Source organism: Streptococcus hongkongensis, from assembly GCF_053206145.1.
Genome location: NZ_JBRUGD010000007.1, coordinates 53474 through 67568, shown reverse-complemented (window position 1 = coordinate 67568; position 14095 = coordinate 53474). Strand labels below are relative to the sequence as shown.

10 protein-coding genes are annotated in these 14095 nt (G+C 37.8%); 4 read left to right on the top strand and 6 right to left on the bottom strand.

What is annotated here, in order from left to right; genetic code table 11:
• Nucleotides 1-17 precede the first annotated feature (17 nt).
• From dusB to ACVRZD_RS05595, 3 genes are read right to left on the bottom strand one after another with little or no spacing between them, the layout of a single operon-like run.
• Entirely contained in the window at nucleotides 18-995 is a 978-nt protein-coding gene (dusB, locus tag ACVRZD_RS05605; protein WP_037626352.1) for a tRNA dihydrouridine synthase DusB, read from the bottom strand.
• Nucleotides 982-1854, bottom strand: a complete 873-nt coding sequence (gene hslO / locus ACVRZD_RS05600) for an Hsp33 family molecular chaperone HslO (RefSeq protein WP_037626354.1) — start codon at nucleotides 1852-1854, stop codon at nucleotides 982-984. Before hslO ends, dusB begins: the two co-directional genes overlap by 14 nt.
• 27 nt (nucleotides 1855-1881) lie before the next feature.
• Nucleotides 1882-3393 carry an AcpB/EbpR/MafR family transcriptional regulator gene (locus tag ACVRZD_RS05595; protein WP_037626355.1) on the bottom strand — a complete coding sequence of 504 codons (1512 nt, stop codon included), beginning with the start codon at nucleotides 3391-3393 and terminating at the stop codon, nucleotides 1882-1884.
• Nucleotides 3394-3774: 381 nt separating this feature from the next.
• Between ACVRZD_RS05595 and ACVRZD_RS05590 the strand changes: the two genes are divergently transcribed.
• Nucleotides 3775-5205: an LPXTG cell wall anchor domain-containing protein gene (locus ACVRZD_RS05590; protein ID WP_037626358.1), complete on the top strand. Its 1431-nt coding sequence runs from the start codon at nucleotides 3775-3777 to the stop codon at nucleotides 5203-5205.
• An 84-nt stretch (nucleotides 5206-5289) separates the two neighbouring features.
• Here the strand turns inward: ACVRZD_RS05590 and gshAB are convergent, their stop codons facing one another.
• From gshAB to ACVRZD_RS05575, 3 genes are all read right to left on the bottom strand, one after another.
• Nucleotides 5290-7548 (bottom strand): bifunctional glutamate--cysteine ligase GshA/glutathione synthetase GshB, encoded by a 2259-nt coding sequence (gene gshAB / locus ACVRZD_RS05585; protein WP_447450348.1) that lies wholly within the window; start codon nucleotides 7546-7548, stop codon nucleotides 5290-5292.
• A gap of 120 nt (nucleotides 7549-7668) precedes the next feature.
• Complete coding sequence (locus ACVRZD_RS05580) at nucleotides 7669-8946, bottom strand: toxic anion resistance protein (protein ID WP_037626360.1); 1278 nt, start codon at nucleotides 8944-8946, stop codon at nucleotides 7669-7671.
• 12 nt (nucleotides 8947-8958) lie between these two features.
• Nucleotides 8959-9816 (bottom strand): hypothetical protein, encoded by an 858-nt coding sequence (locus tag ACVRZD_RS05575; RefSeq protein ID WP_447450347.1) that lies wholly within the window; start codon nucleotides 9814-9816, stop codon nucleotides 8959-8961.
• A gap of 366 nt (nucleotides 9817-10182) precedes the next feature.
• Between ACVRZD_RS05575 and ACVRZD_RS05570 the strand changes: the two genes are divergently transcribed.
• The 3 genes from ACVRZD_RS05570 (at nucleotide 10183) to ACVRZD_RS05560 (ending at nucleotide 14053) form a co-directional block, all read left to right on the top strand.
• Nucleotides 10183-11475, top strand: a complete 1293-nt coding sequence (locus ACVRZD_RS05570; protein WP_037626362.1) for an adenylosuccinate synthase — start codon at nucleotides 10183-10185, stop codon at nucleotides 11473-11475.
• A gap of 375 nt (nucleotides 11476-11850) precedes the next feature.
• Nucleotides 11851-13455, top strand: coding sequence for a YSIRK-type signal peptide-containing protein (locus ACVRZD_RS05565; protein WP_447450346.1), 1605 nt, complete (start codon nucleotides 11851-11853; stop codon nucleotides 13453-13455).
• Between the two features lie 235 nt (nucleotides 13456-13690).
• Nucleotides 13691-14053 (top strand): DUF2200 family protein, encoded by a 363-nt coding sequence (locus ACVRZD_RS05560; RefSeq protein ID WP_037626365.1) that lies wholly within the window; start codon nucleotides 13691-13693, stop codon nucleotides 14051-14053.
• Nucleotides 14054-14095 lie beyond the last annotated feature (42 nt).

The window sequence follows — 14095 nt, the reverse complement described above, 5'->3', positions numbered from 1 at the left end:
GATACTCCTTTTTTATCTTAACGGACAGTTGCAAAAATGTCTTGTACTTGTGCCATTGTTTCAGCACGTGAAACAGCACCGCGAATCTTAGCAGCTCCGGCAGTTCCACGAAGGTAATGTGGTGCTAAGCCTCTAAATTCACGAACAGCAATCATTTCACCTTTGAGTGAAATTAACCGTGTTAAGTGATCTTCTGCAATGTCTAGCTTTTTGGCAAATGGAAGATCTGGTAATTCTTGACCAGTTTCAAAAAAATGATTGATTTGAGTGAATAAATAAGGGTTGCTCATTGCTGCGCGCCCAATCATCACCGCATCAACACCAATTTCTTCGATCATAAATTTGGCATCTTGGACATTGCGAACATCTCCGTTGCCAATAAATGGAATTGTCGTGATGGCTTTTGAAACGTGTGCTAAGGTTTCATGATCACAAGTGCCCGTATACATTTGCTTTCGGGTCCGACCGTGCATGGCTAATGCAGCCACACCTGCAGATTCAGCTGCTAATGCATTCTCAACGGCTAGCGAGCTGTCGTTCCAGCCTGTGCGCATTTTGACGGTCAAAGGCATGTCAAGTACAGAAGTGACTTCTTTGATAATCTGGTAGATTTTTTCTGGGTCGCGGAGCCATTTGGCGCCAGCCTCATTTTTAACGACTTTATTAACAGGACACCCCATATTAATATCAACGATATCTGCTTTAGTATGCGTTTGGATAAAATCGGCAGCTCGTTTGAGCCCTTCTGCGTCCCCTCCGAAGAGTTGAATGGACATCGGGTGCTCATTTTCATCTATATGGAGCATGTGAAGTGTTTTTTCGTTGTTATAGAGGAGACCCTTCTCAGAAATCATTTCCATTACTACTAATCCAGCACCAAATTCTTTGGCGATGGTACGAAAGGCAGAATTGGTCACTCCAGCCATAGGGGCAAGTACCGTTCGATGAGGGATTTCAACAGACCCAATCATAAAGGAAGAGTTAAGCTTTGTCATTGATGATTCCTTCCAAATCTCTTTCATCAAATCGATAGATTGTCTGACAAAATTGGCAGACAATCTCGGCACCATGATTTTCGTCAATCATGGCTTTTAAATCACTGGTAGGCAAGGTCATTAGTGCAGACTCGAAACGCTCTTTTGAACAATCACAAGTGAAACTGAGCGGTTCTTCAGAAAGGAGTTTGAAATCATCCTCTCCATAAATGGCTGATAGAAGAGCTTCAATATGGTCATCAGATGCTAAGAGAGATGAAATTGCAGGCATTTGTTGCAACCGTTTCTCGAAACGGGAGATTTCTTCCTCAGAAGCTCCAGGCAAAACTTGTAACATAAAGCCGCCAGCTACTTTGACTTTGTCATTGTCATCTAAGAGCACATTTAGTCCAACAGCTGATGGTGTTTGTTCAGACTCAGTTAAGTAATAAGCAAAGTCTTCACCGATTTCACCAGAAATTAAGGGAGTGGTTGATGTATAGGGGTTGCCAGTTCCGTAATCAATGATTGATACAAAATGACCATTTCCCATAAAAGGACCAACAAGGACTTCACCGGTGGAAGTCTTTTTGATGTCAACGCCTCGGTTTTGAATGTATCCTTTAACGTGTCCCTTCGTATCAGCAACTGTGATAATGTGTCCAAAAGAAGAATCTCCAATCACTTTCACTGTGATTTTGCTGTCTCCTTTTTGATTGGCAGCTAAGATTTGGTTAGCGATTAATGTACGCCCCAAAGCAACAGTTGATGATGATAAGGTTTGATGTTTTTCTTGAGCAGTTCTGACAGTTTGTGTACTATCAAGAACAAAGGCTCTAAAAGAGCCAGATTTTGCTATTGATTTAATAAGTTTATCCATAGCTAATATTATAGCATAAAGAAAATCTTATGGCAGTTGACTTAGCTGTCTTCTTTCATATTTTTCTTGGAATTGATGTTTTAACTGTTTTCGTAAATGGTCATTTAGGCGAGCTAAAACATCTGAAGGAGTTAATTTGTTGAAATAGAGAATCGTCACCCCATCAATATCATTTAAGAGGGTATCTGTGATGATTAAATCACAAGCATATTTTTCCTTTAAGTTGGTTAGCTTGTAATCTCTAAAAATAGTAATATCAAAAAATTGTCCTAAATAGGCCTGTAGAAATAGGCCGACATTACCTTTACCACGCTCGACAACTAATAGCTTTTGTTTCTCAATATGTTGACTTAAATATAGAAATAAATTATCCCAGGTCATTAAAAATAAGTAGGTTAAATGATTAATTGTATAGTCACTAACTTCTTGGGAACAGTCACTAATCATAAGGCTAACTTGTTTTTGAACTTCAGCTAAAAAATGTGGATAATCTTGGTTGAAGTGGTTGATAAAATTTTTACGATAGTCATAAACTAAGAAATTAAGATAGGCATCCTCGTTACCTAATTTTAGTGCATTATGACAGTGCATTATGATCTCATCTTTATTAGTGATAGGAAATCCAACTTCTTCTTCTAAGTGCAACAAAGTCTGACGCCAAGTTTTAAAGTGAGAAAAATGGTTCTCGAGATTAGAAACTTGACTTGGAGAGCTTAGCAATTCCTCGGATAGGAAGGTTGAAAAAAGTTCAGCAATCATTTGCCTAGTTAAGGGGTTTTGGAAAGTCTTGAAGAATCGCTGACGCAAGGCTTTTCCTTGTTCTGTTTCAGAAAGCTGCTCGTCTAAGTATTGGCTGAGATTAGAAAGCTGAGCAGATTGATAGTTCCCCTTAAGGGAGCGCAATAAATTGACCGCTGAATAAATCAATAAATGTCGGTAGTGTGTAAAATCCAAGGTCCAGTTTAGCGTGTCTGCTACAAAAGAAACAAGATCCTCAAGAATATTTTTTGGGATGTAAGGGTCAAAAGGCCAATCATCCATACTATCAATTTCTGAGAAATATTTGAGGAAGAAAAGTCGGATGGCTTTTTCGTCTCCAACAAAAATGAGTTTTTTGACATCTACTGAAAAGTGATAACGGGTAGACAGATAGCTATTTGTTTTTTTTAATAATCGTTTTAAAGTTGAGAGGCTAATAAATAATTTATCAGCTAGTTCTTCTAGGGTTTCTTGTTGAGCAAAAAAGAGTAAATTTAATAACTTCAAAGAGGGGGAATCGTTTAAAAAAGTTTGGTATAATTTCTGAGTTCCGTACTGTTCCTTATAAGTGATAGCTAAATGAGAAGGTTGGTAAGCCATATCTTCAATTTCGGGAAATGTTTTAAGAGTTGAAATCTCAGTTTGGAGTGTCAGAAAGGAGCAATTTAAATAATGACAAACCTTTCTGTAGTCTAATAGAGAGTTATGTTCTTGCAAGAGGGTGATCAATTTCAATTCACGCACTTGCTGATTGGTAAAGATATCCTTATGAAATGGCATAATAGCTCCTTATTGAAATTAGTACAACCCCCTTATGGATAAGTGGTAAAACGATTCCATAAAAGCTTGCTTGTACAAGATATACTAAAATGAGAAATATGTCAATATATTTATAATAAAAAGTTAATAATATCTGCAGCCTATATAAAATTTCTAATAGTTTGAAAATATCGAAAATTTTAAAGTGGAAAAAAACCTATATTTTTATAGCTTTTATCACAGGTTTCAAAAATTTTAAAACACATTAAAAAAATGAGCTTTATTCTCACCTTAAACTCATATATAATTTATTTATAAGAGTGACAAAGTATCCTGGCAATTAGACAGAGAATCTTTGTTACAAAAGGAAACTCTACGAAGTTTAAAAGGAGAAAGAAACAAATGGCTAAACCAATGAAAGCCCGTAAACACACGCTTAGAAAGGCAATTACAACAGCAGTACTAGCTGGAACAACCTTCTCAACCCTAGCAGGAACAGTAACAAGTGTATCTGCTTTAGAGACAGCGCCTCATAAAGATGACTTAGCGAAGCTTAATGCCCTGTATGCTAAATCATTAGTCTATTCAATCCATGATAAAAATCATCCAAGAATGACAGCTGAGCAACTTAATAAAGAACTAGCTGAAATTCTTTCAGGGATAAAACCAGAAACCTTAGCGGCACTTAAAGAAGGCACAAATGAAAAGAGTATTTACTACAATAACCCTAGATTTAATCTTCTAAAAAGTTACGAAGATAAATTTAAATTAGCAATCCCTCAAGATAGCCGTAGTAAATTAACGTCTCTAACGAAAGTTGTTACAGAAGAAGCCGATAAACGCCTTGCTGAGGCTTTGAGAAAAGAAAAAGAAGCTAATCAGGCTTTAGAGGCTGAAAAACAAGCTCTAGAGGCTGAGAAAGCTGCTTTACAAGAAAAAATAACTGCTGAATTAAACAAAATAATTGCTCAACAAGAAGAGTTGATGAAACTTAAGGAAGCATTGAAGTTAGCTGAGTCACAACCAAATGAGAAGGAAGATGTCCCACAAATAGATTCGGCATTACTTGAACAGTTAAAAGCAGCAGAAGCCAAAGCAAACCAACTAAAAGCACAATTAGAGAGCTCAAAACTAGAAGCAAACCAAATAATTGATAAACTAATGCGTGAAATCAACACTGCTAAAGCTGATCAATCGAATTTAGAAAGCTTGAAAGCTTTAAATGAAAAATTACAAGCAACTGTCCAAGACCTACAAACAAAAAATAATGCACTTCTAGAAGCCCTCAACCAAGCTGAATTAGAACGCCAAGTACTTCAAAAGCAATTGCAGGATGCTGAAAATAAAGGTAAGGAACAATCTAAACCAGAAGTAAATAATAATCAGGCTGAAAAAGATGCTAAGATTGCTGACTTAACAGCACAATTAGAAAAACAAAAATCAGATCTTACTAACCTTCAAAATCAATTATCAACAGTTGAAAAAGAGTTAGAGGCAAGCAAGGCTAAACAATCTGAATTAGAAAGAACTATTGGCGAACTGGAAGCTAAACGTGCTGAAAAAGAGGTACCACAAGCTCCTCAAGCTAACAACAACATGACAAATGTACCGTCAGCGCAAGAAGCACCAAAAGCACCGCAAGCACCAAAAGTAGCACAATCTGATGTTGCTAAAAAAGAACAAATAAGAACTGAAGCTCCTAAACAAGAAGCTAAGAATAACTTGCCATCTACTGGCGATGAGATGACAAATCCATTCTTTACAGCTGCTGCAATGGCCATTATTGCAGGAGTCACTGGCTTGACTTTCGCTCATAAACGTAAAGAAGATTAAGTAGGGTGATGATTTCCCCCGAGACATTCAGTCTTACTTAATAGAAAAAGTGTTGCACATGATTTGTGCAACACTTTTTTAGTATCAATCAGCTATTTCTGGGAAGAGCTTTGCTAAGATTTTGGGAGTAATCATTTGACCAGGTCCTTCATGGCAATAGGTGTGCATGTACATTGATGGATTGAAATTTAATTCAATACAAGAACAGTTTGGTTCTTCTAGGCTCGCCTTTTTGCTGATATCTGGAATAATTAAATCGACACCACAGACCCAAGCACCAATTGCTTCTGCCATTTGAGCAGCTAACTTTTTATAGGATGTATCCATCTGATTCGTTAAATCGACAGAGTCTCCACCGGTTGAAATATTTGAGTTGCGTCGAAGCTCAATTTTTTGGCCGGCTTCTAGGATGCTGTCCTCAGCTAAGCCTTCTTGAGCTAGCATCAATTTTTCAATATCTCCCAATTGGATTTTTTCTAAGGGTGACCGATGATCTTTGCCTCGAAGTGGATTTTGATTTTTGATAGCAATTAATTCTTTAATCGTGTGTTTGCCATCTCCAACCACATTGGCGGGCAGGCGAAGAAGAACAGCCTCGCATTTACCATCTAGAATGAAAAAGCGGTATTCTGTGCCGGAAATGAATTCTTCCACCAGAACGTCAGTATCTTCAGAAAAGGCAATATCTAAGGCTTTTTTATAATCTGTTAGGCTAGCTGGCTTTTGGAAGATGGAGATGCCTAGTCCAAAATTAGTTGATTTTGGCTTGACGACAATTGCTTTATCAGAAATAAATTGATAATAACGAATGGCGTCATCTTTTGTCGCAAATTCGCTACCTTTAGGTGTTGGGTAACCTGCCTTGTCAAGAATTTTCTTGGTTACTGTCTTATTAGCCATAGCTAAAGGAACGATATAATTATCTTTAGATGTCATATTACCATTTTTAACATACTCAACATGATTCTCATGCCATAGTTTTAAAAATTGGTCATTCTCGTCCAAAATTTCAAGATGAATTCCTTTTTGGATAACATCAAACATGAGCATTTGTGTTGATAATTCCATGCTTTCATAGCCTTTTAAGGCGTAGGGGGCTTCTTTTAATTCATCGGCAAAGCCTTTGGCTTGTTTTAATCCAAAAGCTTGTAAAGACCCCTCTTGACTGTAATTGGCTAATCGGCCTCCAATGGTTTGTGCAGGATCAGCTACAGCCTGAGTCATCTGTTCTACTAAGTCCGCGTAGTAATTGTCTAATTGGAAGTGTTGGATGAGTTCCGTCATAGCTTTTAGAATTGCTTGTGCGTCAGCTTCTTTGGGTAAGGGCTCAAGGGCTGAAGCAAGGGCAACATCTTCGTTGAGTTGACGTGCGCTAGCAATTTCTCCATCAAAATCAGTCATATCATCCATCCAGATGAGGCTGAGAATGAAGAGGTGAAAGCTATCCAGAGTTTCTTGTGTGATACCAAGTTTGTGGAAGGGGTTGATATCAAAGCTGCGAAACTCAATATAGGTGATGCCCTTTTCCAGGTAATCACGAGACTGTTTGCTGCCGCGTAATCGTACAGACGAGTAGAATTCTTTTTCAAGTGAGAGGGCACCAGAATTAATGGCTGCTTCCATATCTTGAATGTAGTTCTCAATAGAAGAAAAAGAAATGGTAACAGAGTCATCGTTACTATAGCCGAACTGGTGGCTAGCGCGAAGAGCTCGGACGGTATCTTGTGGTGATTGTTTATAAAAGTCTTTTTCGGCAAGTGGACTAGCTCCGAAAAGGTAAGTGACGAACCATTGGTAACGTAAAAATTGTCTTGCAATTTTCATATAGAGCTGATTTTTAAAGTTAGTTAAATTGTCACTGTCGCTTATTTGAAACAAAAGTTTGGTTAAGTCATGTCCTAGCTCAAAGTTATAGTGAATCCCAGAAATTGATTGTAGTTTTTTGCCATAATTTTTTGCCAATTGCTGGCGATATTGGACTTCCTCTTGGTTATCCAGTTTTGCAATTTGGATATCATCTTCAGTAATATATGGTGGCATTGATAAGGGCCAAATATATTCATGTGAATTCATCGAAGATTGAGCAACATCAGTAATAGCAAGGAGTCGCCTCAGTGCTTGTTTAGTTGTTTGCGAAATCGGGGTAATCAATTCTAGCTGTGATTCACTAAAGTCAGTTTGTATATAGGGGTGAAAGTTTCTTGAACCAAGGACTTTGGGATGATTGGTTTTTGCAATTTCCCCAGTTTCTTGGATACGTAACCCTTCACGCTCTAAGCCAAAAGTGGCTTCCATTACATTGGACTGTTGTGGCGCAGTTTGTAATAAGTGATTTAGTACCAAATACTTGGTCTCCTTCATAGTCTTTTATTCCAGTTTACCTGTTTCAAGACTGAATTTCAAAAAATTGATACGGTTGTCACAAAAAGTGGCCTGCCGAGGCAAGCCCTTTCTGAGACTGTTTTAAGGCTGTTTATTATCTGAATCTGTTGGCTGATCAATCTCTTCTTGTGTATGCCGCCCTTGGTTAAGGAGGGCTTGCACAATTTTTTCGTCACGTAATTTTACCGAGTCATTAATCGTTTCTGCTGACTTGATAATAGCATGTTCTAATTGAGTACGTTTTTGACGACCGTGTTCAATAGCAGCAATAATGCCATTATTCTGAGTAACTAGGCTTTCTGCCAAGCTTGTGACAGATTTGATGGACATAGTTGGATTTTGAGCAGAACGTTCTAATGCAGGAATCACTTCTTTACTGGTTTCAGCTAACATTTGAAGGGCTGCATTGTTGGCGTTGACAATGGCATCCGCAGTCACTCCTGATTTGAGTGATTGTTGTAAAATGCCTAGTTGAGCAATTGACAACTTCATCGTAGGGATAGTGTTGCGACGTAGCATGCCAAGCTTTTGACGCATGTCAGAAGACACTTTTACCAAATTTCTCATTTGAGGAGTAGTTGCCCATGCAACATACAAACGACTGAGGTACTCTGTATGTTGTTGTTCAAGGGTATTGATGACCTCCGTTGTTCGTGCTAAAAGATCACTAGCATGTTGATATTCTGGTGTTTGGGCATTTAGTTTTGCAAGTTCTGTTTGGATACTGCTAGCGCGTTTAGTCGCTTCGTTTTGGCTAGCTTCGACAAAGGCAATGACACCTACTAAATTTTCAATTGATGTTGTATTATCTTCAATCAATAGCTCGGCAGAAACAATATTTCTAGCTAATGTGTCCTCTTGTTTGACCACTGCTGCAGCCATGCCATCCATTTTTTGCTCAATATTTTGAGCATCAAAATAGAATTCTTGTAAGGTGTCCTTGCTCTGTTTAAACAACTTTTGAAGTAAATTGGGTTTCTTGTCGAGCTCAGCTGGACCAATGTCTTTATATTTAGCAATAAAACCATTCAGTTCACGGTTGGTATTTTTTAAGAGGTCGTCGACTTGTGGAATTTCAATTTTCTTTTGTTCTGAAAGAATATGATTGACAGTGTTATTGACGCTCTCAACGGCAGCCTGTCCAAAGTCTAAGAGTGCATTTTGATCTGACATAAAACTGTCGACTATAGCTGGAACCTTACTTTGAATGCTTGTTTGCTGCTCAGGACTTAGTTTTTCAAAGAAAGAAATAGGCTTGCTCACATCATTAGCTTCTTGGCTAATAATATCGGTTGTTTTATCATTTTTAGTTATTACATTATTTGCAATCTGATCAATATCAAAATTAAATTCTGGCATATCTCTTCCCCTCTATGCTATTGTTTCTTTTTCTTCGGTGTGTTTGTTGGTTTGCATCATACGTAGGCTAATATCAAAATCACTTAGATCGCTCTCATTAAGTTGTCTTAAGGTTTCATCTAAGTCTAAATCAAACGTTTTGATGGCCTCTAACGCGTTCTCTAAACGTTGTTCAGCTTTATAGTAATCTTTTGGTGATGCTTTAATTTTTAGATAACCATCTAAAATATCATAGAATTTACGCATGTTACTATCGTGAATAGCTTCAAGTTCGGCAACATTACTAGCACATTTGATTTTCTTAAGAATCGTTTGATGATCCGTTTGAATAGATTGATAGAGTTCTTGTAATTCAGGAGCTTGTTGAAGGATTCGTAAATGCAGATCAGGATTTTCCGGACTAGGACCACTAATTTGCTCTAATTTTTCCAACTGTAAAACGATATCAACTTTAACAGCATCAGCTTTTTGATTTATCCGATGATACACTTCTTTAGTAATTTGAGGTTTTAACTGCAATGATTCCTCTTTAATATAGTCGATACGTGCTAGAAGTTGATTAGCTGTCAGTTTGTAATGACTATAGTCATTAATAGCTAAGTAATCATTTAAGAGGAGTGTTTGTTTATCAGCTAAATGAATGGTATTTTTGAGGTCCTGTATGCGTTTTGCCAACCGCTGCCCCTCTATGCGTTTTTGCGTCTTAGTAATATGTCTAAAGCTGATCCCTAGTCCAATAGCGGTGACAAAAAGGGGAATGGCTGGAATTATTTCACTTAGCATACCAACCAATAAAATATAAGAAATCAACCAAACCCATCTAGGGAATTTAGGGATATATTGTATTACATTATCAAATTTTTTTGTCATAAGTGGCTTACCTTTGTTCATACGTATGTTTTTCTTAAAATTCATGTCATTAACCATATTTTACCTTAAAAGGTGATTTTCTTAAAGGGAATGCCGTAGTATTTACAGATTAATAGTTGTAGGCTTTGTCAGAAGATGCTGATTCTTGCAGATTTAAAAGCTAATGTTCGGATTTTTCATTAATGTTGCAAAGTGACTGAGGTGCAAGAGTTTTTTTCCTTAATGTTATTAAGAATGTTGGCTTATTTTTTCATTTTTTGCTATAATAGAGTGTAAGATAAACTGCAGGTGAGATTCCTGCCATGTTTTCAAGAAAGGTGAAGGCCTCTGCTCTGCCATTTTCGAGTAAGCCTATATCGTATACATATGACATCAGTAGTAGTTGTTGGTACCCAATGGGGTGATGAAGGTAAAGGTAAAATCACAGACTTTTTATCTGCCGATGCAGAAGTGATTGCTCGTTATCAAGGTGGCGATAATGCTGGACATACAATCGTCATTGATGGTAAAAAATTCAAATTACATTTGATTCCATCAGGTATTTTCTTCCCAGAAAAAATTTCTGTAATTGGTAATGGTGTGGTTGTTAACCCGAAAGCCCTAGTTAAAGAGCTAGCTTATCTTCATGAAGAAGGTGTAACAACAGATAACTTACGTATTTCAGATCGAGCGCATGTTATCTTGCCGTATCATATCAAGTTGGATCAATTACAAGAGGATTCAAAAGGTGAGAACAAAATCGGAACAACTATCAAAGGAATTGGCCCAGCTTATATGGATAAAGCTGCCCGTGTTGGTATTCGTATTGCCGATTTATTAGACAAAGAAATCTTCGCTGAACGCTTAAAAGCTAATTTGGCTGAAAAAAATCGTTTGTTTGAAAAAATGTACGATAGTACGGCTTTAGCATTTGACGATATTTTTGAAGAGTACTATGCTTATGGTCAAGAAATTAAAAAATATGTCACAGATACATCAGTTATCTTAAATGATGCGCTTGACGGTGGCAAACGTGTTCTATTTGAAGGTGCACAAGGTGTTATGCTTGATATTGATCAAGGAACTTACCCATTTGTAACGTCGTCAAACCCAGTTGCTGGTGGTGTGACAATTGGTTCAGGCGTTGGCCCAAGTAAAATCAACAAAGTTGTCGGAGTATGTAAAGCTTATACAAGTCGCGTTGGTGATGGACCGTTCCCAACTGAATTATTTGATGCGGTTGGCGACCGTATCCGTGAAATTGGTCATGAATATGGCACAACAACGGGTCGCCCACGTCGTGTTGGTTGGTTTGATTCAGTTGTTATGCGTCATAGCCGTCGTGTATCAGGGATTACTAACCTTTCTCTTAACTCAATCGACGTTCTATCAGGTCTTGACACGGTAAAAATCTGTGTGGCTTATGACCTTGATGGCGAGCGTATTGATTACTACCCTGCAAGTTTAGAACAATTAAAACGTTGTAAACCAATTTACGAAGAATTACCAGGTTGGTCTGAAGATATCACAGGTGTTCGTAGCCTTGAAGATCTTCCAGAAAATGCCCGTAACTATGTTCGTCGTGTTGGTGAACTTGTTGGTGTTCATATTTCTACTTTCTCTGTAGGCCCAGGTCGTGAACAAACAAACATTTTAGAGTCTGTTTGGGCAAATATCTAAAGAACAGAGAAGACAAAATAGCAAAAATTAAAGATTGCCTTATCTTATTAAGATTAGGCAGTCTTTTTGTGTGATTTGATTAAAAAATTAATTAAAATAATTATCTATCTTTCTATCATTAGGTTAGTATGAAAGTATGCATTCTTAACATTTTGATGCAAGAAATGACACTTTATTTCTTTATCTAATAGTTATCAAACTCTTATAAACTAATCGTTCAAGAACTTCAAACTGTTTTAAAAAAAAGAACTTCCACTCAACTCCTTAACGTTTTATAATAATACTAATGGGGCGCTAATGAACTTGATATCTAATTAATGGATTTTTTTGTTTGCCTCGTAATAATTATAAAAAGGAAAGAGAGGAGTTATGAAAATGACTCAAAAACAACGATTTTCATTGAGAAAATACAAACTTGGTCTGGCATCTGTAATGCTAGGTGCTTTTTTTGTCAGTACTGCTGTTAGTGCCAATGACGTCCAAGTTGATTCAGTAACAGAAGAAGCAACTGCGGTTGTTACAAGTTCAGAATCGTCTGATAGTACAGGCAAGGTAAGCACGTCTGGTATTGATATGACGAAAGAATTCTGGACACCAGAAGGGTTTTTGAAAGGGCAAAAAGATAACCCTGATCATGTACCCTATAAACATGAGTTGAAGGATAGACTTTGGAATGCAAATGATTTGTTAAAACCAAACTATCTTGAAAAACCTGTAGATACAACTAAAGATCTGTGGACACCAAATGGCTTAACAAAAGGGAATGAAAACAATGCACCACATAAGAGCCCAGAAGCCCGTCAAGAATCAGACCGTTTGTGGACACCAGGTAAGTTGACAACAGAGAACCAACATAAACCACGTGCCCCATTTGTGTTTAAACCGGAATCAATACCAGCGCCAAAAGATCAAACACCAGATTTAACAAAACGCTTATGGCAAGCAGGTGGAATCCTAGAAGGTTACGGTAAAAATAAACCACATAAGAGCCCAGAAGCTCGCCAAGAATCAGACCGTTTGTGGACACCAGGTAAGTTAGCAAACAGAAAGTTTCCTAAATATGAACCAATAGACTATACTAAGCGCTTCTGGCAACCAGGTAAGTATGGTACTGCAAGCAATGGTAGCAACGATAAACGTTCAGAGTTGAATGGAAGAGATGACGCAAAACGTTTATGGACACCAGGTAAGTTGACAACAGAGAACCAACATAAACCACGTGCCCCATTCGTGTTTAAACCGGAATCAACACCAGCACCAAAATTAGATATGAGTCGTAAATTATGGAAACCGGGAACATATGGAACACAAGGTAACAAAGATCACGACAAACGTTCAGAATTGAAAGGAAGAGACGACTCAAAACGTCTGTGGACACCAGGTAAGTTAACAACAGAGAATCAATACAAACCACGTGACCCATTCGTGTTTAAACCGGAATCAACACCAGCACCAAAATTAGATATGAGTCGTAAATTATGGAAACCGGGAACATATGGAACACAAGGTAACAAAGATCACGATAAACGTTCAGAATTGAAAGGAAGGGACGATTCAAAACGTCTGTGGACACCAGGTAAGTTAACAACAGAACACCAATACGAACCACGTGAGCCATTTTACTATCCGCCATTTCCGGATATGAGTCGTCGCTTCTGGCAAGCAGGAACTTATGATGAGGCTAATAATGACGAGTTTGACAAACATAAACCACAATCTCGTCGTAACGAAAGTGATCGCCTCTGGACACCAGGTAAGTTAACAACAGAGAATCAATACAAACCACGTGAACCGTTTTACTATTTTGAAAAACCAGATCCGTCAAAACGTCTTTGGGAACCAGGAACTTATGATGAGGGAGATAATGTAGATTTTGCTCCACATAAACCATGGACTGGTCGCAATGAAAGTACGCGTTTATGGGGCCCAACAAAGCTAGGAGAAAGATTATCAAGTCGTAATTCAATTTCTAATGATTAATCAGGCTAGCTCATATTTCTTCTTTTGGAAGAAGTTATCTAAAAAGGATTCTTCAGTTTGGTGCTACAACTGTAGCACTGAGGCATTATGATGATGTGACTGTCCTGAGTAGCTATCCTTTCATCAAAAAAGTCCTATAATTTCCGTAGTGTCGTATCCACTACGGAAATTATAGAGACTTTATTTTTTGTTTGTCACAGACTATGTTACAATAGGTTTAAAAAAGAGGTGATTTATGACACATCGCGTATACCAGATGTCTTTTCAGAGTATCTATAAAGCTTTAGCTGCTAAAGTGGAACGGAAAGGGGCGAGTCAAGAAGACTTGAACCAACTGATTTCTTGGTTAACTGGCTACTCTTTGGAGCAAATTGTGGCGCTTAAAACGTCAGAAATAACTTATGGGGATTTTATTAATCAAGGCCCGGCCTATACACCCTACCGGGAAAATATCACGGGGAAAATTTGTGGTGTCCAGATAGAATCCATTGCAGACTCAACCATGCAAGAAATCCGACGCCTGGATAAGTTAGTAGATTGGTTGGCGAAAGGTAAAAGTGTCGAAGCTATAAGAAGCAAATATGAAGGCACTAAATAAGAAGTTGGTTTAGAACCAATCAACTGATACATATAAAAAATC

What these genes read in the sequence shown, in the direction of transcription:
- dusB (WP_037626352.1), bottom strand. Translation starts at nt 995, where the DNA reads ATGACAAAGCTTAACTCTTCCTTTATGATTGGGTCTGTTGAAATCCCT.
- hslO (WP_037626354.1), bottom strand. Translation starts at nt 1,854, where the DNA reads ATGGATAAACTTATTAAATCAATAGCAAAATCTGGCTCTTTTAGAGCC.
- ACVRZD_RS05595 (WP_037626355.1), bottom strand. Translation starts at nt 3,393, where the DNA reads ATGCCATTTCATAAGGATATCTTTACCAATCAGCAAGTGCGTGAATTG.
- ACVRZD_RS05590 (WP_037626358.1), top strand. Translation starts at nt 3,775, where the DNA reads ATGGCTAAACCAATGAAAGCCCGTAAACACACGCTTAGAAAGGCAATT.
- ACVRZD_RS05580 (WP_037626360.1), bottom strand. Translation starts at nt 8,946, where the DNA reads ATGCCAGAATTTAATTTTGATATTGATCAGATTGCAAATAATGTAATA.
- ACVRZD_RS05575 (WP_447450347.1), bottom strand. Translation starts at nt 9,816, where the DNA reads ATGACAAAAAAATTTGATAATGTAATACAATATATCCCTAAATTCCCT.
- ACVRZD_RS05570 (WP_037626362.1), top strand. Translation starts at nt 10,183, where the DNA reads ATGACATCAGTAGTAGTTGTTGGTACCCAATGGGGTGATGAAGGTAAA.
- ACVRZD_RS05565 (WP_447450346.1), top strand. Translation starts at nt 11,851, where the DNA reads ATGACTCAAAAACAACGATTTTCATTGAGAAAATACAAACTTGGTCTG.
- ACVRZD_RS05560 (WP_037626365.1), top strand. Translation starts at nt 13,691, where the DNA reads ATGACACATCGCGTATACCAGATGTCTTTTCAGAGTATCTATAAAGCT.